Here is a 17,585-nt window from a genome sequence, read left to right as displayed (position 1 = left end):
GGATGACGCTCGCCACGACAGCCCGCGTCTTGGGTCAGTTGCGACACGATCACCGCAGCATTGCGCTCATTCTCGTGGTCCCCGCACTGCTGCTGACTGCTGTCTATTTCCTGTTCGAGAACGAAACCCTGCCACCCGGGTTCCCCCGGACGTTCGACCGCGTGGGCCTGATGATGCTGGCCATCTTCCCGTTCGTGGTGATGTTCCTGGTCACCTCCATCACCATGCTGCGTGAACGGACGTCCGGCACGCTGGAGAGGCTGCTCACGACCCCGATCCACAAGGCCGACCTGCTGTTCGGCTATGCCTTTGCGTTCTCCATCATGGCGGCCTTGCAATCCCTGGTGGCCACGGCAGTTGCGTACTGGGTGTTCGACCTCGATATCAAGGGAAGCCCGGGCTTCGTGGTGATGATCGCCGTCATCAACGCCGTCCTGGGTGTTGCCTTGGGCTTGCTGTGCTCCGCCTTCGCACGGACAGAATTCCAAGCCGTGCAATTCATGCCGGTGGTGGTGGTCCCGCAGATCCTGCTGTGCGGGCTGTTCGTTGCCCGCGACCACATGAACAACATCCTTGAGGCGATCTCGGGGGTCCTCCCGCTCACGTTCTCCGTGGATGCGCTTCAAGAGATTGCGGAGAACGCGGAAGCCACGGCCATTTTGTGGCAAGACACGGTGGTCATGGGCGGAATCGTTGTGGGGGTCCTGATTCTTGCCTCCCTGACGCTGCGGCGCCAGACCTCATGAGCCTCCAGCCGACGCGACGCGGGCGTCGCACGGGGAGCGATGATTCCCGTCAGGCGATCCTGGTGGCGGCCCGCAAGCTGTTTTCCGAACAAGGCTTTGACGGCACCAGCCTCCGCCAAGTGGCCCGGGAGGCAGCAGTTGACCCTGCCATGGTGCACCACTTCTTCAAGGGAAAAGACGAGCTTTTTGCCTCGAGCGTGGAACTCCCGGCCGATCCTGCAGAGGTCCTTGCCGGAGTTGAATCGACGGACCCTGCCCGCCGCGCCGAAGCAATAGTCCGGGCGGTGCTTCGCCTATGGGAGAGCCCGGCCCAGCACGGGCTGGTGGCATTTGTTCGTGGAACCATAGGCTCAAAGGCCAAAACGGCGCTGTTGCGCGAAATGGTAACCCGGACCATCATGTCCAGGATCATGGCGGGCATTGACGGTTCGGAGGACGAACTCCGGATGCGCGGCAACTTGGCGGCCACCCAAATGGTGGGCCTCATGCTGGGCAGGTACGTGGTCCGTCTGGAACCGCTGGCCTCCGCGTCGCAGGACGACGTGATCCGCCTGGTTGCCCCGACCATCCAGCGGTACCTCACGGGGAACCTGGACTTCCCAAGCAAGTAGCAGCTGAAGCCGCTGAAACGGCCCCAGCTGCACCTTCGATTGGCTGCTACTTGATGAGGGTTGTGGCCTGATTCGAGTGATGTGCTGACAGGCGTCAGCGGAGACCAGACTACAAGCTGGTCGCTTCGGTTAGAAAAGCACTGTAGCGAAGGTACCGACTTGCTCGAAGCCAACCCTTTCGTACGTGGCACGGGCTTTGGCGTTGTAGTCGTTCACGTACAGGCTCGTCACGGGCGCGAAGGTCCTGGAGAGATTCACGACGGCGGCCATGTAGCCGGCGCTCTGGCCGCGTCCGCGCATGTCCGGATTCATCCATACGCCCTGCACCTGCGTGACATCCGGTGTAACGGCGCCCAATTCGGCCTTGAAGACGACGGTCCCGGATGGGTCAATGTGGACCAGTGAATGTCCCTGCCGGATCAGGCCTGCCACTCGCCTGCTGTAAAAATCCTGGCCTCCGAGGAACGGCGAATAGCCCACTTCCTCTTCGAACATGGCAGCACAGGCAGGCAGGATCTGGTCAAAGTCGGTCATGGTGCCGAACGTGAGCGAAGGATTGGCAGCTATCGAGGGCCGACCTGCGAGCGTCAGCAGGGGTTGCCGGGAACGGACCTCGTGGGCAAAGTGGCCCAGTTGTTCAAACCGTGAGTACAGTGCCAGCACGGTGTCGGCGGGTCCAAAAATGGACGCGTAGCGTCTACCGGATTGATGGGCTGCCATGGCCACGTAGCCTGCCAGTCCGGGATCAAGCTCCACCGGTACCAGGTTCGCACCGGCCCAACAGGCACCCAGCAGCGTATCGCCGTCGAAAACGCCAAACACGCTGGCACCGCCGCTGGTGGGTGCCGCAGTCCCGACGCTGTCCAAATGCGCCAGGATGAAGACGTTGGCAACCACGTCTTCACTCGCAAGCGCGCGAAGAGCCAGGGTGTCGGCACTGCCGAGCACCCTGACCCTCAGCCCTGTCTCGTTACGAGACGCTAACCACGGGGCTACCCTTGACAGCATCTTCGCCATCGGCCTCCCCCATCTCTTCAGCGATACGCATGGCCTCTTCGATCAGTGTCTCAACAATTTCGCTCTCCGGCACAGTCTTGATGACTTCGCCCTTCACGAAAATCTGGCCCTTGCCGTTGCCCGAAGCTACACCGAGGTCAGCTTCGCGGGCTTCGCCGGGTCCGTTGACGACGCAACCCATGACGGCGACGCGGAGCGGGATTTCCATACCCTCCAGGCCGGCTGTCACCTGCTCGGCCAACGTGTAGACGTCAACTTGCGCACGGCCACAGGATGGGCATGACACAATTTCGAGCTTGCGAGGACGCAGGTTCAGCGACTGCAGGATCTGGTTTCCGACCTTGATTTCTTCCACCGGCGGGGCGGAGAGGGACACGCGGATGGTGTCGCCGATACCGCGGGCCAAGAGGGCTCCAAACGCAGTAGCTGACTTGATGGTGCCTTGGAACGCCGGTCCCGCTTCCGTCACACCGAGGTGCAGCGGCCAGTCGCCCTTCTCAGCGAGCATCTCGTACGCCGCAACCATGATCACGGGGTCGTTGTGCTTCACGGAAATCTTGAAATCGTGGAAGCCGTGTTCCTCGAACAGCGAAGCCTCCCACACGGCCGACTCAACGAGCGCTTCCGGGGTGGCCTTGCCGTACTTCTTCATGATGCCAGGCTCCAGGGAACCTGCGTTGACACCGATGCGGATGGACGTGCCGTGATCCTTGGCGGCCGCGGCGATTTCCTTGACCTGGTCGTCGAACTTGCGGATGTTGCCCGGGTTCACGCGAACAGCTGCGCAACCGGCTTCGATGGCAGCGAAGACATACTTCGGCTGGAAGTGGATGTCCGCGATCACCGGAATTTGGGACTTCCGAGCGATGATCGGCAAGGCCTCCGCGTCGTCCGCAGACGGGCAGGCAACACGGACAATGTCACAGCCGGAAGCCGTGAGTTCTGCGATCTGCTGGAGCGTCGCGTTGATGTCCGTGGTGGGGGTGGTGGTCATCGACTGCACGCTGATGGGTGAATCGGAACCGACACCCACCGAGCCCACTTTGATCTGGCGTGTCTTGCGGCGCGGTGCAAGAACGGGGGGCGGGGCTGCTGGCATTCCCAGGCTGACCGAGGTCACGTGGACTCCTTGGGTTGGGGTGGATCTTTGTAGTGGGGACGCCTGGGCTAGGAAGCGTGGGCTGCCAGGAGGCCGATGATGGGGGCCCACTCCGTGGTGCGGATACCGGCGATGGTGCCGGCCGCAGCGAAGGGGTCCTGCTTAAGGAGGTCGTTGAGCTCCGGCTCGTCTGCGGATTTGAAGATGAGCAGCGCACCGGCGCCGTCGCCGTAGGGTCCGCTGGCCAGCAGCTTGCCTTCCTCAGCCAGTTCGGCGAGCCAGGCGCGGTGTGCGGGGCGGGCTTCGTCGCGGAGGGCACCGGAATCGGCGGCGTACACGTACTCAACAGCGAAAACAGTCATGGAGCTAGCCTATCCCGCAACATCCCGTGCTCCACCACCGGAGGCACCTGTCAGCCTGCCGAATGCGCTCAGCCAAAGATGTTCACAGGCTTGACGATGTCGGCATAAATCAGCAACGCACCCATGGCCATGAGTAGCCCGGCCACAACATATGTGGCCGGCAGGAGCTTGGCGATGTCGAACGCTCCCGGGTCCGGCTTGCCACGCAACTTAGCCACCCGCCGTCGCGCTCCTTCATACAGGGCACCGGCCACATGGCCGCCGTCCAGTGGCAGCAGCGGGATCAGGTTGAAGATCGCCAAGGCAAAATTGAGACCGGCCAACAGGCCTACGAGCGCTCCAACACGTGCTTCCAACGGCACTTCTTCCATGGCGGCGACCTCGCCGGCTACCCGGCCAACGCCTACCACGCTGATGGGACCGTTCGGATCGCGCGGTTCCTCGCTGAAAGCAGCCTTGGCCACGCCCGCCACCCTTGCCGGCAGGTTCAGGATGACACCGGAAATCTGTTTGATGTTCTCCCCCGCCATGGGCAGGACGGACGACGCCGGTTGGGGAACCAAGGCGGATTGGGCACCGATTCCAAGGAACCCGACTTCCTGGTACTTCAGCACACCATTGGCGTCTTGCTCGGCGCGCCCGTCAGCGCCGACCACGGGACGGGAGGACAGCACAGGCGTTACGGACGTTTCCACCAAAGAACCATTGCGTTCGACCGTGATGGGCACGTCCCTTCCGGCAGATGCCCGGATCCAGCTGGTCAGTTCCTCCCACGAGGTGACCTGCTTGCCGTCAAAACTCTTCACTACGTCGTTGGGCTGGAGCCCCGCAGCCGCAGCAGGGGTCAGTTTGCAGTCCGCTGAATCGGGGTCCACCGTCTCTCCCGCCGCGACCTGGCATTTGGAGACATCCGCGATGGTGGTAGTGGCGGAGGCGACACCGAAGCCCATCAGCAGTACGGCTGTGAGCACCAGGCCGATCAGGAGGTTCATGGCCGGCCCACCGAGCATGATGATGATCTTCTTCCAGACCGGAAGTTTGTAGAACACGCGGCCCTCGTCCTCCGGACCGACTTCCTCGTGGGCCATGGAGCGGGCTTCCGTGGCCATGGTCTGGAACATTCCCGTGCTGGAGGGTCGCACCCCTCCATCAGCCGTGTTGGGCGGGTACATTCCGATCATGGCAACGTAGCCACCCAAAGGCAGGGCTTTGAAGCCGTACTCCGTTTCGCCCTTCTTCTTGGACCACAGCGTGGGCCCGAAGCCGATCATGTACTTGGTCACGCGGACTTTGAAGAGCTTCGCCGGGACAAGGTGGCCTACCTCGTGCAGGGCGATGGAGACCGCAACGCCAAGAGCGACGAAGACGACTCCGAGGATGAAAAGAATGACGGGACTCATGCCGGTGGGACTGCTTCCATAAGGGGTTGCGGGTACCTGAAGGAGCTGTTTCCTACGAGGTGCTGCTGGCTAAACGATCATGGGTACGCGTGCGTGCCCACTTCTCAGCATCCAACACGGACTCCACTGTCAGCTCCGAAGACCCTGAATGTTCGCTGAGGACGGACTCCACAGTGTCCACGATGTCGGTGAACCGTATGCGTCCTGCGTGGAAGGCCTCAACGGCTTCCTCGTTGGCTGCGTTGAACACGGCCGGGAACGTGTTTCCTTGCTTGGCGGCGTCCTTGGCGAGGTCAACGGCGGGGAAGGCCACTGAATCCAACGGCTCGAAGGTCCAGCTGGTCGCCTGGCTCCAGTCGCAGGGCTTCGCTGCGCGTGGAACCCGCCCAGGCCATCCAAGGCCGAGCGCTATGGGCAGCTTCATGTCAGGGGGCGACGCCTGGGCAATGATGGACCCGTCCACGAACTGAACCATGGAGTGGACCACGGATTGCGGATGCACCACGACGTCGATCTGGTCGAGGGGAACGTCAAACAGAAGGTGTGCCTCGATCACTTCAAGCCCCTTATTGACCAAGCTGGCTGAGTTGGTGGTGACCATGAGGCCCATGTCCCAAGTGGGGTGCGCCAGGGCTTCCTGGGGGGTGACGTTGTGGAGCTCCTCGCGCGTCCTGCCTCGGAAGGGACCTCCAGATGCCGTCAGGATCAGCTTCTCCACTTCCTGGGCCGTTCCCGACCGCAGGCATTGGGCAATGGCTGAGTGCTCGGAGTCCACAGGGACAATTTGTCCGGGTCCAGCAGCGGCCTTGACCAAGGCACCGCCCACGATGAGCGACTCTTTGTTGGCGAGCGCCAAAGTGGCACCGGATCCGAGGGCTGCAAGGGTTGGTGCGAGACCGATTGAGCCGGTGATGCCGTTGAGGACCACGTCGCACGGCACTGCAGCGATGCTGGTTGAAGCGTCGGGGCCGACGAAAAGCTCGGGCTTGTAGTTGCGCAAACCGGCCGCGAGCGCTGCGGCGTCGATGAGTTCCTGCAATTTCGCGGCATCACCGTACGCGATACCTACTGCTTGCGCCCTCGTGTGGACTGCTTGCTGCGCAATCAGTTGTGGATTTCCGCCACCGGCACTGAGTGCCACCACCTCGAAAAGATGCGGGGCGTCGTCGACGACGTCAATCGCCTGTGTGCCGATGGAACCGGTGGACCCGAGAATGACGATCTTGCGCGGCTGCATTGCTTAAGTATCCCAGCCGCCGCAGAGGGTCGCGAACGGAGCCTGGGCGTATGTGGAAAACGTCGGCCTGTGGACGCTTGACCCCTCTCTCCCCCGGCGTAACGTGGAATTGTGGACTGGCTCGCCTGGTTCGACGCACCGGACTACGAATTCGCCCGGCAAGTATTGCAGCGCGGCACTGCGGCGCTCTTCTTGGTTGCGTTCGTCTCCACGATGAACCAGTTCCCGGTCCTTCTCGGCGAGCGCGGGCTCCTTCCCGTCCCGGTTTACCTCGCGATGAGCCGGCATCCGGGCCGTCCATCTCTTTTCCAGTGGCGCTACTCCGATGCGTTGTTGAGGGCGGTGTGCTGGGCCGGCATTCTGATCTCGGCGCTGCTCGTGGTGGGGCTGCCCCAAATTGGCCCGCCGTGGATGCCGATGCTGGCGTTCCTGGCCTTGTGGCTGTTGTACATGTCGATCGTCAACGTCGGCCAGACTTTCTACGGCTTCGGCTGGGAGATTCTGCTCCTCGAAGCCGGGTTCACGGTGGCGTTCCTGGGCTCGGACCAGACTCCCCCGCCCACCACCATCCTGATTCTGATTGCCTGGCTGGTGTTTCGGCTTGAGTTCGGCGCCGGGATGATCAAAATCCGGGGTGGCAGTGAATGGCGGGACCTGACGGCGATGTTGTATCACCACGAGACCCAACCCATGCCGGGACCTTTGAGCCGCCAGGCCCATCTCCTGCCGCGGCCGCTGCATAAGGTGGAGGTGGTGGGGAACCACTTCGCGCAACTGGTGGTTCCGTTCTTCTTGTTCGCACCCCAACCTGTGGCCAGCATCGCTGCGGGAATCATCATCGTGACCCAGCTGTGGCTGGTGGGAACCGGAAATTTCGCCTGGCTCAACTGGATGGCAATCGTCCTTGCGTTCTCCGCCGTGAGTGACCCCGTTGCGCACGCAGTGTTGCCTTTCATCCCGCTCGATTGGCATACGGGTGGGCAGACCCCGGTATGGTGGCTCGCCGTCGTACTTGCCGTAACGCTGCTGCTGCTGGTGCTGAGCTACCGCCCGCTCCGCAACCTGTTCTCGCACTACCAACTCATGAACGCCAGTTTCAACCGCTGGCGTCTGGTCAATGCCTACGGTGCCTTCGGGACGGTGACCAAGCAACGGGTGGAGATCGTGGTGGAAGGCACGCTGGACGACCAGCCTGACGCCCCGGATGAGCGATGGCTGGAGTACGGCTTCAAGGGCAAGCCCGGCGACGTCCGGCGCCTCCCCCGCCAGTGGGCGCCGTACCATCTGCGGCTTGATTGGCTGATGTGGTTCCTGCCGCTGCGCACCGTCCACGAGGACTGGTTCTACGCCTTCCTGGACAAGCTCTTGGAGGCGGACAAGCCGACGCTTGGGCTGCTTCGCCATGACCCGTTCGACGGCGGACGGCCGCGTTGGGTGCGTGCGCGCAGTTATCTGTACCGATTCGCCAGCCGCGAAGAGTTCCGCGAGACCGGTGAGCGTTGGGTCCGCTTGCTGTTGTACGACGCTATCCCGCCATTGTCGCTGACACCCCGACGGCGGCGGCAGCTGTAGCAGTCGACACTCGCGGCAGTGCCAGGTTGGATACCCGTGGCTGGCCCGTGGACTCGCGGACCACGAGGTGCGTGGCCAGTTCCACCCTGCGCGAATCGATTTCTTCGCCGCGTACCTGACGGATGATGAAGCGCAGCGCGGAACGGCCCATTTCCTGAAGTGGCTGAGAGACGGAGGTCAGCGGTGGCACCGACTCTTCAGCTTGATGCGTTCCGTCGAATCCGACCAGGCTCATGTCCTCAGGAATTCGGATGTTCTGCCTGCGGGCTTCGGCGAGGACGCCCAAGGCAATACTGTCGCTGCCGGCGAAGATGGCCGTGGGCGGATCTTCCAGTGCCAGCAGGGCCTTCATGCCGCGCACTCCGTTTTCAGGCTTGAAGGGTCCTGAGGAAACGTAGTCGTCGTCCACGGTGATGCCCTCAGCCATCAACGCGGCCATATAGCCATGGAGGCGCGCCTGGCTGCACTCTGCCGTTGAGGGACCACCAATGTAGGCGATCCTTCTGTGTCCTAACTCGAGCAGGTGCGATGCCGCGGCTTTGCCGCCGGCCCAGTTGCTGGCACCGACGCTGAAGACATCTGCGGGTGGTGGATTCAGCGGGTCAATCACGACGATGGGGATCTGACGGCGGTGGAATGCTTCCAATTGCGCGGATCCGAAGGCCGATGTCACCACGATCATGCCGGCACGGCCTTCATCGATCATGCGCTGCGCCCGTTCCTCCGGGCCCAGCGGGGATGCCGCCTGGCGTCCCGTGATCGAAAGAATCACTTCCATCTCGGAGGCGGCGGCGTGCTCCATCACCCCGTTCAGGACCTCCACACCGTAGGCCGAGTTCAACGAGTCGAACACAACCTCCACGGCACGGTGTTCCGGGATACTTTTGCGCTGGAGAGGCGATTTGTAACCCGTGCGTTGCAGTGCTGCCAAGACACGCGCCCTGGTGGCTTCGGCAACGTCCTGCCTGCCGTTGACCACTTTGGAGACCGTTGGCGCCGAGACGCCGACTTCCTCGGCGACGGCGGCCAGCGTGAGCTTGGAGGGTCGTTGCTCACTGCTCATGGAATCCCCTACTTTCGAAATATTTCGGACGCGTTCAGTGTGACCGATAGCGGCACTTCGAGTCAACGGGCCGTGAAAACCCGTTCAGCTGGACGAAACATTGGTCTTGACGGTGACGCGACTCACAGCTACATTTGGTGGGCTCTTCCGAAAGACACTTCGAAATATTTCGATACTTTTCGCGAAAGGCCACACTTCAGGACATGAGCACCGCGAGGTGCTCGATGAGGCGACTACACATGGAGAAGCAATGAAGCAGTTCCAATCATCCCGGCGTTCCTTTCTGGCTCTCGCGGCCGTAACCCCATTCGCAGTCATGGCAACGAGTGCCTGTGGCACGTCCGGGCCAGGCAGCGCAGGCGCAGGAGGGGCAAGCATGTGGTTCCTCTCCGGTGAACCGAACCAGACCACCATTCAGAAGGCAGTGGATGCTTTCGGTTCGACGAATCCTGACAACAAGATCGCCGTCACGTACTTCCAGAACGACGCCTTCAAGACGAAGATCAAGACCGCCATCGGCGCGGGTCAGGCCCCGACCATTGTCTACGGCTGGGGTGGTGGAACCTTGAAGACCTACGCCGAGGCCAACCAAGTGGAAGACCTGACCAGCTGGTTCGAGGCCAACCCGGACCTGAAGAAGAAGTTCTTCCCTGCGTCCTTCGGTGCAGCCACAGTCAACGGCAAGATCTACGCCCTCCCCAACCAGTATGTTGCCCCGATCGTCCTGTTCTACAACAAAGAGGTTTTCGCAAAGGCCGGTGTCCAGCCGCCCAAAACCTGGGATGACGTCATGTCATTGGTGAAGACCTTCAACGGCATGGGTGTGGCGCCGTTCTCCCTCGGTGGACAATCGCGCTGGACCTCCATGATGTGGTTGGAATACCTCCTGGACCGCATCGGCGGGGCCGAAGTGTTCAACGCCATCTTTGCAGGCAAGCCCAATGCTTGGATGGATCCGGCAGTGATCGAAACGGGCACCAAGATCCAGGAACTCGTCTCGGCAGACGGCTTCATCAAGGGCTTCTCCTCCATCACGGCAGACTCGAAGGCAGATCAGGCTCTGTTGTTCACCGGTAAGGCGGCAATGATGCTCCAGGGCTCCTGGACATACGGCGCCATGAAGAAGGACGGACAAAACTTCGTCCAAGACGGCAAGCTGGGCTTCGTCACGTTCCCCACCATCCCGGGCGGCAAGGGCGACCCGAAGAACGGCGTCGGCAACCCTGCCCAGTACATGTCGATTTCGGCCAAGGCCTCCGACAGCGAAAAGGAAACGGCGAAGAAGTTCTTCAAGGACGGCATCATGACCGATACCGTCATCGACGCCTACATCAACTCCGGTTCGGTCCCCATCGTGAATGGAATTGAGGACAAGCTCGAAACGTCCCCGGACAAAGACTTCCTGAATTTCGTCTACGATCTGGCCAAGAATGCCCCGAACTTCCAGCAGTCTTGGGACCAGGCCCTGAGCCCAACAGCTGCAGAGGCACTGCTGAACAACATCGATCAACTCTTCCTCAAGTCGATCACGCCACAGCAGTTCGCCGAGAACATGAATGCAACCCTCGGCAAATGAGTTCGTCAACCACTCATAGTGCGGCCACCGCCCCGCGGAGCATCGAACGGACCGCGCAGCAAAAATCTGCACTTCCCTGGCTGACGCTGCCGGCGCTGATCTTCTTCCTGGTCTTCGCCGTCGTCCCGTTGCTGGGCGTACTTGTCCTGAGCTTCGCCAACTGGGACGGCATTGGCGCCATCGGAGCAGCTGGCATGGAGAACTGGGCATCTGTGCTCACAGACCCAGGCCTGTACAACGCCCTGGGTCTGACGTTCATGATCATGATTGTCTCCTGGCTTGTCCAGACGCCCATCAGTCTTTTGCTGGGCGTCTTCACGGCAGGCAGCCAGCGTTACAGGGCAGCTTTGGCGGTGTTGTACTTCCTGCCGCTCCTGCTTTCCTCAGCGGCAGTTGCCATCGCCTACAAAGCTCTGTTGGACCCGAATTTCGGCTTGGCAATGGGCCTGGGGTTACCTTTCCTGGCCCAAGATTGGCTGGGCGTCCCACAACTGGCGTTGGGCTTGGTCATTTTCGTGATCGCCTGGCAGTTCGTGCCGTTCCATACGCTCATCTACCAAGGTGGTGTCCGGCAGATCCCCAAGTCCCTGTACGAGGCGGCCCAGATCGATGGCGCCGGGACCATCAAGCAGTTCTTCCACATAACGCTTCCCCAGCTGAAATACACCATCATCACGTCGTCAACCCTGATGGTTGTCGGATCGCTGACTTACTTTGACCTCATCTTTGTCCTCACCGGCGGCGGCCCGGGCAACTCCACCCGCATCCTGGCCCTGGACATGTACCTGCGCGGCTTCCGGGCAAACCTGATGGGACCCGCAAGCGTCATCGCCGTCATCCTCGTCGTCATCGGCCTTGCCCTTGCCTTGTTCCTCCAACGCCTTGGGGGCAAGGACAAGCAAGGCAGCCAATTGGAAGGTTTGTAAGGTGAGCACTGTCCTGAAAAGCGATCGGAAGGCCGCACCCGACTATCCCCCATTCCTTTCGGTCAAGGCAAAGCAATCACTCGGCACCCGGGTCAAGCGGCTCAATATCCCCGGAGGTCTCGGCGGCTGGATATGGCTGGCCGTCATTATCGTTCCGGTGTATTACATCGTCATCACCAGCTTGAAGACATCGGAGGGGTACTTCGGCCAGAGCCCGCTCGCTCCCCCTACTGCACCCACGCTGGAGAACTACCAACTGGTTCTTGAGGCCAACTTCGCAACATATTTCATGAACAGCGTGGTGGTCACGCTGGGATCGGTGATCCCCACCGTCCTGATTTCCTTCATGGCTGCCTTTGCCATCGTTCGGGGACACGGCCGCTACCTGAAGTTTGTCAATGGAATGTTCCTCATGGGCCTGGCGATTCCACTCCAAGCAACCATCATTCCCATCTACTTGATGATCATTCGGCTGAATTTGTATGACAGCCTCTTGGCCATCATGCTTCCGTCCATTGCGTTCGCCATACCCCTGACGGTCCTGATCCTGTCCAACTTCATCAGGGATGTCCCCAACGAGCTGTTCGAATCAATGCGGCTGGACGGCTGCAGCGAATGGCAGACCATGTGGCGGTTGGCCCTGCCACTGACCCGGCCTGCGATCGTGACCGTGGCAATCTACAACGGACTGCACGTCTGGAATGGCTTCCTGCTTCCCTTGGTACTCACCCAGAGCCCTGAATTGCGTGTCCTCCCTCTTGCGCTGTGGACCTTCCAAGGCGAGTTCAGTGTCAACATCCCCGCAGTTCTTGCCTCCGTGGTGCTCAGTACACTGCCAATCCTGGTGATTTACGTCCTTGGCCGCCGACAGTTGGTCAGCGGCCTCACCGCAGGCTTCAGCAAGTAGAAAGGACCTGTTGTGACAGAACCCAAACCCCTGCGAGTGGGCATGGTGGGCTATGCCTTCATGGGCGCCGCCCACTCCCACGCTTGGCGCACGGCGCCGCGATTCTTCGACCTTACGCTCGCCCCTGAACTCACCGCCGTCGCTGGCAGGAACGAGCAGGGTGTACGGGCCGCCGCAGCCAAGTTCGGCTGGGGTTCGGTGGAAACGGACTGGCGCCGCCTGATCGAGCGCGACGATATTGATTTGGTCGACATCTGCACGCCGGGCAATACCCACGCCGAGATCGCCATCGCAGCACTTGAAGCCGGGAAACACGTCCTCTGCGAGAAGCCGCTGGCCAATTCCGTGGAAGAGGCAGAGCTGATGACGGCAGCTGCCGAGGCCGCCGCTGCCAGGGGCGTGTTTTCCATGTGCGGCTTCAGTTATCGCCGCACCCCGGCTTTGGCCTTGGCCAAGCGGATGGTGGAGGACGGCCGTTTGGGCGAACTCCGGCACGTCCGGGCGCAGTACCTGCAGGACTGGTTGTCAGATGCGAATGCCCCTATGACTTGGCGGTTGGACAAGTCCAAGTCCGGGTCCGGCTCGCTGGGAGACATCGGTGCACACAGCATCGACGCCGCCCAATGGATCACCGGGCGAAACATCACCGGCGTCTCCGCTTTGCTGGAGACGTTCGTGAAGGAACGGCCCGTGGGCGGGGACCTGGTGGGGCTCGGTGGCCGCGGCGGGGCAGACAGTCCGCGCGGTCCGGTCACCGTTGACGACGCCGCCCTGTTCACCGCCCGCTTCGAAGGAACGCCCGACGCCGGTGCTGCCGCCGGCACTGACGGAAACGGCGCCGCTGCCCAGCCTGCTCCAGGCCCGATCGGCATCTTCGAAGCCACGCGGTTCGCACTGGGACGGAAGAACGCCATGCGGCTGGAACTCAACGGCACCAAGGGATCCCTGGCCTTCGATTTCGAAGACATGAACTCACTTCAGGTGTACGACTCCGCCCAGGAACCTGACGCCGGATTCCGGAAAATCATGGTCACCGAACCCTCCCATCCCTACACGGGCAACTGGTGGCCCACGGGCCACGGCCTCGGCTACGAGCACGGATTCACCCACCAAGTGGTGGACCTGGTTACGGCGATCGGCGCTGGCGAGCGGCCGTCGCCGTCGTTCGCTGATGCTTTGCAGGTGCAGAAGGTACTGGCCGCAGTGGAGGCGAGCGCGGACAACGCGAGCCACTGGCAGAAAGTCTGAAAGGAACCACCATGACCCGACCCATTACCCTCTTCACTGGCCAGTGGGCCGACCTTCCCTTCGAAGAAGTGGCGCGGCTCGCTGGCGAATGGGGCTTTGACGGACTGGAAATCGCCTGCTGGGGCGACCATCTGGATCCGCAACGAATTGTGGAGGACGACGCGTACCTGAAGGGCAAGCTTGATATCCTGGACAAGCACAACCTCAGCGTCCACGCGATCGCCAACCACCTCACTGGACAGGCAGTGTGTGACGACCCTATCGATGAACGTCACCGGGACATCCTGTCGGCTGAAGTGTGGGGCGACGGAGACCCCGAGGGCGTCCGTCAGCGGGCCGCCGAAGCCATGAAGATCACTGCCCGCGCGGCGGCGATGCTCGGCGTGAAGACCGTCACAGGATTCACGGGTTCCGCTATTTGGAAGTGCGTCGCCATGTTCCCGCCGGCGTCGGAAGCCATGATTGAACGCGGGTACCAGGACTTCGCAGACCGCTGGAATCCCATCCTGGACGTGTTCGAGCAAGAAGGAGTCCGCTTCGCCCTCGAGGTACATCCCTCCGAGATCGCCTACGACTACTGGACCGCCAAACGCACGCTGGAGGCAATAGGCTACCGGGAAAGCTTCGGGCTCAACTTCGATCCCTCCCACTTCATCTGGCAGGACCTTGACCCGGTGATGTTCCTGCAGGACTTCGCGGACAAGATCTTCCACGTCCATGTGAAGGAATCCGTACGCCAGCTCAACGGCCGCAACGGACGCCTGGGATCCCACTTGCCGTGGGCTGATCCGCGTCGCGGCTGGGACTTTGTCACTGCCGGCCATGGGGACGTGAATTGGGAGCCGATCTTCCGTACGCTCAACGCGATCGGCTATCAGGGCCCCACCAGCGTCGAATGGGAAGACGCCGGGATGGACCGGGTGGTCGGCGCTCCGCAGGCCCTGGACCTGGTCCGCCGGCTTGCCGCTATCCGGCCGCCTGCCGCAGCTTTCGACGCAGCATTCGCCACCCGCTGAAACTTACAACCGACTCAAGCACAGACGCCCCGAAACGAAGGAAACCATGACAAGCAACAACAAGACCGCGTTGGTGGTCCGCGGCGGCTGGGACGGACACCAGCCCGTGGAAGCCACCGAACTGTTCATCCCCTACCTGAGGGCCAACGGCTACGACGTCCGGGTGGAAGAGTCCCCCAAGATCTATGCAGATCCGGACTACATGGCCGGAGTAGACCTCATCGTGCAGTGCATGACAATGTCCACCATTGAGAAGGACGAGTTCGAGGGGCTCCGCACCGCCGTCGAGAATGGCACGGGACTAGCCGGCTGGCACGGCGGCATCGCCGACTCCTATCGCAACACCTCGGACTACCTGCACCTGATCGGCGGCCAGTTCGCGTGCCACCCCGGCAAGCATGAGGACGATCGGATTGGCGAGCAGTCGGATAACTATGTGCCGTACAGGGTGAACATGCTGCCATCCGCGGCCGAGCACCCCATCACACAGGGAATCGGCGATTTCGACCTCGTGACCGAACAGTACTGGGTCCTTGCCGACGACTACATCGACGTCCTTGCCACTACCACCCAGAAGGTCCGTGAATGGGACCCCTGGAACCGTGAAGTCACGTCCCCGGCGATCTGGACGCGGCAGTGGGGCAAGGGACGAATCTTCGTCTCCACTCCCGGTCACCGTGTCGAAATCCTCCAGGACATCAACGTCCGCACCATCATCGAAAGGGGCATGCTGTGGGCAACCCGCTAGAAACAGACAAGCCGCTCAATGTCGGCATTATTGGCTGCGGCGCCATCATCGCCCAGTACCTGACGAACTTCCGCAGACTGGATGCGATCAACCTAGTGGCCGTTGCCGACCTTGATCCCGCCCGGGCGCAGGCGGTTGCTGACTCGTACGACGGCGTCCGTGCTCTGACGGTGGACGAGTTGCTGGCCGCAGACGACGTCGAGCTCGTCTTGAACCTGACCATTCCGGCAGCGCACGCGGACATCGCACTCAAGGCCATTGCCGCGGGCAAGTCCGTCTACGGCGAGAAGCCGCTGGCAGCGACCACCGCCGAGGCACGCCAGGTGCTCGACGCCGCCGCCGCGGCAGGGGTCGCTGTCGGCTGCGCTCCCGACACCGTGTTGGGTACCGGCATTCAGACAGCGCGCAAAGCGATCGACGACGGACTGATCGGGGCACCCGTGTCCGCGACGGCCACCATGGCAACACCAGGGCACGAGCGCTGGCACCCGAACCCCGATTTCTACTACCAGCCCGGCGGCGGTCCGCTGCTGGACATGGGCCCCTACTACGTCTCGGCGCTGGTCACTTTGCTTGGGCCGGTGGTGTCAGTGGTGGGTGCTGCGAGCCACACGCGCAGCGAACGCACCATCGGGTCCGGCCCGCGTGAGGGGCAGAAGGTGCCTGTCGGGATCGACTCACACGTCACGGGTGTGCTGGTCCACGCATCCGGCGCCCTGTCCACACTCTTCATGAGCTTCGATGCTGTGAAGACAAAGAGTCCCAACATCGAGATTCACGGCGAGACGGGCTCACTCATCGTCCCGGACCCGAACTACTTCGACGGGGACGTACAGTTGTTTGCGCTTGGCGCAGAAGACTGGGAAACACTGCCCGTATCCGCAGGCTACGTTGACTCGGGCCGCGGCTTTGGAATTGCAGACCTCGCCGGCACACCGTCGGGGACCGAGCCACGTGCAGGCGGCCAATTGGCGTTCCACGCTCTGGAGGTTATGGAATCCGTGCTGGAATCCGCCAAATCCGGCCAGGCAGTCGCCATCAAGAGCACGGCCGTGCGGCCGGCCATGGTGGAACTGGCAGAACTCACGAACGCGGTACGCGCCGAGCGCTGAGGGCACGCCGAGTTGGCACTTGGACCCCAAGTTTCCCCAAACATGGGGTTTAAGTGTCAGCTCGCGTGCCCTGCCCGGCGCAGGGTTGCCTCAGCGTGCTTGAGGATGGGACCGTCGATCATCTTGCCCTCGAACTGGAACACACCTGTGCCGGCGGCGGAGGCAGCTTCCAGTAGTTCCGTGGCCTTGGCCAGATCCTCAAGACTGGGCGCGTAAGCTTCACGGACCACGGCTACTTGGTTCGGGTGGATGCAGGCCTTTGCGCCAAACCCGCTGGCCACGGCATCGCGGGATTCCTCCAGCAGCCCTTCGAGGTCAGGGATGTTCACATACACGGAGTCAATGGCTTCCTTGCCTGCGGCCTTCGCGGCCAGCAGCACAGCGGAACGCGAGTGCAGCGCGACAGCCCGGTAGCCGCCGTCGTCGTTCCTGCTGGAGAGCCCTCCCAGCGAAGCCAACAGGTCCTCGGCGCCCCACATCAGGGCCACGACGTTCGGCTCGGCGGCGATCGCCGCCGCATTGACAATGCCCGCGGCCGTCTCGCACAGCGCGATCACGCGGTAGCCCGCAAGGGCACGAAGCTGTTCGGCGGTCTCAGCCTTGGCCAGCATCACTGTGCGGTAGGGTGTGTGCGCCAGGCTGTGCAGATCCTTCTCGAATTCGGCCGTACCCACAGGGTTGACCCGCACGATGGTCCTGCTGGGATCCAGCTCGGCAGACTCGCCACCGGTGCCCAACTGGGCGAGAATGGCTCCCCTGGCCCGCTGCTTGTCTGCCGGTGCCACCGCATCCTCAAGGTCCAGGATGACCGCGTCCGAGCGATCCGCAGCTTTGCCGAAACGCTCCGGCCGATCGGCCGGACAGAACAAAAGGGCAGGCCCCATGGTGAACGGAGTCGCGGCTTCGGCGTCGTGAGAGGGCATGGGGATTCCTTGCTGTGGGCGT

The 17,585-nt window shown here is 62.2% G+C and carries 17 protein-coding genes; 10 read left to right on the top strand and 7 right to left on the bottom strand.

The features are described 5' to 3' along the window. Nucleotides 1-2: 2 nt before the first annotated feature. Both ACIQC5_RS07265 and ACIQC5_RS07260 read left to right on the top strand, forming a co-directional pair. The gene (locus ACIQC5_RS07265) at nt 3-746 is read left to right on the top strand and encodes an ABC transporter permease (protein ID WP_400279954.1); all 744 of its coding nucleotides are present in this window, start codon (nt 3-5) and stop codon (nt 744-746) included. Then, nucleotides 743-1,357 carry a TetR family transcriptional regulator gene (locus ACIQC5_RS07260; protein WP_400279952.1) on the top strand — a complete coding sequence of 205 codons (615 nt, stop codon included), beginning with the start codon at nt 743-745 and terminating at the stop codon, nt 1,355-1,357. Before ACIQC5_RS07265 ends, ACIQC5_RS07260 begins: the two co-directional genes overlap by 4 nt. A gap of 129 nt (nt 1,358-1,486) precedes the next feature. Here the strand turns inward: ACIQC5_RS07260 and ACIQC5_RS07255 are convergent, their stop codons facing one another. The 5 genes from ACIQC5_RS07255 to dxr all read right to left on the bottom strand — a co-directional run bounded on the left by ACIQC5_RS07255 (nt 1,487) and on the right by dxr (nt 6,472). Then, complete coding sequence (locus ACIQC5_RS07255) at nt 1,487-2,365, bottom strand: GNAT family N-acetyltransferase (protein ID WP_400280166.1); 879 nt, start codon at nt 2,363-2,365, stop codon at nt 1,487-1,489. Beyond that, complete coding sequence (gene ispG, locus ACIQC5_RS07250) at nt 2,328-3,494, bottom strand: flavodoxin-dependent (E)-4-hydroxy-3-methylbut-2-enyl-diphosphate synthase (protein ID WP_400279950.1); 1,167 nt, start codon at nt 3,492-3,494, stop codon at nt 2,328-2,330. The genes ACIQC5_RS07255 and ispG overlap by 38 nt, the downstream gene beginning before the upstream one ends. 47 nt (nt 3,495-3,541) lie before the next feature. After that, nucleotides 3,542-3,835 (bottom strand): YciI family protein, encoded by a 294-nt coding sequence (locus ACIQC5_RS07245; RefSeq protein WP_400279948.1) that lies wholly within the window; start codon nt 3,833-3,835, stop codon nt 3,542-3,544. 68 nt (nt 3,836-3,903) lie between these two features. Next, nucleotides 3,904-5,235, bottom strand: coding sequence for a M50 family metallopeptidase (locus tag ACIQC5_RS07240; RefSeq protein WP_400279946.1), 1,332 nt, complete (start codon nt 5,233-5,235; stop codon nt 3,904-3,906). A 52-nt stretch (nt 5,236-5,287) separates the two neighbouring features. Then, nucleotides 5,288-6,472 carry a 1-deoxy-D-xylulose-5-phosphate reductoisomerase gene (dxr, locus tag ACIQC5_RS07235; protein ID WP_400279944.1) on the bottom strand — a complete coding sequence of 395 codons (1,185 nt, stop codon included), beginning with the start codon at nt 6,470-6,472 and terminating at the stop codon, nt 5,288-5,290. A gap of 111 nt (nt 6,473-6,583) precedes the next feature. Here dxr and ACIQC5_RS07230 point away from each other — a divergent pair, with 111 nt between their 5' ends. Continuing rightward, entirely contained in the window at nt 6,584-8,044 is a 1,461-nt protein-coding gene (locus ACIQC5_RS07230; protein ID WP_400279942.1) for a lipase maturation factor family protein, read from the top strand. On the opposite strand, the gene ACIQC5_RS07225 is transcribed toward ACIQC5_RS07230, so the two are convergent. Then, nucleotides 7,998-9,107, bottom strand: a complete 1,110-nt coding sequence (locus tag ACIQC5_RS07225) for a LacI family DNA-binding transcriptional regulator (RefSeq protein WP_400279940.1) — start codon at nt 9,105-9,107, stop codon at nt 7,998-8,000. The two genes, ACIQC5_RS07230 and ACIQC5_RS07225, sit on opposite strands and share 47 nt — an antisense overlap. 250 nt (nt 9,108-9,357) lie before the next feature. Between ACIQC5_RS07225 and ACIQC5_RS07220 the strand changes: the two genes are divergently transcribed. The 7 genes from ACIQC5_RS07220 to ACIQC5_RS07190 are packed head-to-tail and all read left to right on the top strand — an operon-like array spanning nt 9,358 to nt 16,640. Next, nucleotides 9,358-10,683, top strand: a complete 1,326-nt coding sequence (locus ACIQC5_RS07220) for an extracellular solute-binding protein (RefSeq protein WP_400279938.1) — start codon at nt 9,358-9,360, stop codon at nt 10,681-10,683. Next, complete coding sequence (locus ACIQC5_RS07215; protein ID WP_400279936.1) at nt 10,680-11,609, top strand: carbohydrate ABC transporter permease; 930 nt, start codon at nt 10,680-10,682, stop codon at nt 11,607-11,609. Before ACIQC5_RS07220 ends, ACIQC5_RS07215 begins: the two co-directional genes overlap by 4 nt. A gap of 1 nt (nt 11,610) precedes the next feature. Further along, nucleotides 11,611-12,516, top strand: a complete 906-nt coding sequence (locus ACIQC5_RS07210; RefSeq protein ID WP_400279934.1) for a carbohydrate ABC transporter permease — start codon at nt 11,611-11,613, stop codon at nt 12,514-12,516. A gap of 12 nt (nt 12,517-12,528) precedes the next feature. Next, entirely contained in the window at nt 12,529-13,764 is a 1,236-nt protein-coding gene (locus ACIQC5_RS07205) for a Gfo/Idh/MocA family protein (protein WP_400279932.1), read from the top strand. 11 nt (nt 13,765-13,775) lie between these two features. Then, on the top strand, nt 13,776-14,780 hold the full coding sequence (locus tag ACIQC5_RS07200; RefSeq protein ID WP_400279930.1) for a sugar phosphate isomerase/epimerase family protein: 1,005 nt from the start codon (nt 13,776-13,778) through the stop codon (nt 14,778-14,780). A 46-nt stretch (nt 14,781-14,826) separates the two neighbouring features. Beyond that, complete coding sequence (locus tag ACIQC5_RS07195) at nt 14,827-15,528, top strand: ThuA domain-containing protein (RefSeq protein ID WP_400279928.1); 702 nt, start codon at nt 14,827-14,829, stop codon at nt 15,526-15,528. Then, a complete protein-coding gene (locus ACIQC5_RS07190) occupies nt 15,513-16,640 on the top strand; it encodes a Gfo/Idh/MocA family protein (protein ID WP_400279926.1) in 1,128 nt (375 codons plus the stop codon). Before ACIQC5_RS07195 ends, ACIQC5_RS07190 begins: the two co-directional genes overlap by 16 nt. 56 nt (nt 16,641-16,696) lie before the next feature. Here ACIQC5_RS07190 and ACIQC5_RS07185 read toward each other — a convergent pair whose 3' ends face one another. After that, complete coding sequence (locus tag ACIQC5_RS07185) at nt 16,697-17,563, bottom strand: HpcH/HpaI aldolase/citrate lyase family protein (protein WP_400279924.1); 867 nt, start codon at nt 17,561-17,563, stop codon at nt 16,697-16,699. Between the last annotated feature and the right edge of the window lie 22 nt (nt 17,564-17,585).

It is taken from the genome of Paenarthrobacter sp. NPDC092416 (assembly GCF_044755025.1).
GTDB lineage: Bacteria > Actinomycetota > Actinomycetes > Actinomycetales > Micrococcaceae > Arthrobacter.
This window is presented reverse-complemented; position numbering and strand designations above follow the sequence as displayed.

Coding starts and splice junctions, on each gene's coding strand:
- ACIQC5_RS07265 (WP_400279954.1), top strand. CDS start 3: ATGACGCTCGCCACGACAGCCCGCGTCTTGGGTCAGTTGCGACACGAT.
- ACIQC5_RS07260 (WP_400279952.1), top strand. CDS start 743: ATGAGCCTCCAGCCGACGCGACGCGGGCGTCGCACGGGGAGCGATGAT.
- ACIQC5_RS07255 (WP_400280166.1), bottom strand. CDS start 2,365: ATGCTGTCAAGGGTAGCCCCGTGGTTAGCGTCTCGTAACGAGACAGGG.
- ACIQC5_RS07245 (WP_400279948.1), bottom strand. CDS start 3,835: ATGACTGTTTTCGCTGTTGAGTACGTGTACGCCGCCGATTCCGGTGCC.
- ACIQC5_RS07240 (WP_400279946.1), bottom strand. CDS start 5,235: ATGAGTCCCGTCATTCTTTTCATCCTCGGAGTCGTCTTCGTCGCTCTT.
- dxr (WP_400279944.1), bottom strand. CDS start 6,472: ATGCAGCCGCGCAAGATCGTCATTCTCGGGTCCACCGGTTCCATCGGC.
- ACIQC5_RS07225 (WP_400279940.1), bottom strand. CDS start 9,107: ATGAGCAGTGAGCAACGACCCTCCAAGCTCACGCTGGCCGCCGTCGCC.
- ACIQC5_RS07220 (WP_400279938.1), top strand. CDS start 9,358: ATGAAGCAGTTCCAATCATCCCGGCGTTCCTTTCTGGCTCTCGCGGCC.
- ACIQC5_RS07215 (WP_400279936.1), top strand. CDS start 10,680: ATGAGTTCGTCAACCACTCATAGTGCGGCCACCGCCCCGCGGAGCATC.
- ACIQC5_RS07200 (WP_400279930.1), top strand. CDS start 13,776: ATGACCCGACCCATTACCCTCTTCACTGGCCAGTGGGCCGACCTTCCC.
- ACIQC5_RS07195 (WP_400279928.1), top strand. CDS start 14,827: ATGACAAGCAACAACAAGACCGCGTTGGTGGTCCGCGGCGGCTGGGAC.
- ACIQC5_RS07185 (WP_400279924.1), bottom strand. CDS start 17,563: ATGCCCTCTCACGACGCCGAAGCCGCGACTCCGTTCACCATGGGGCCT.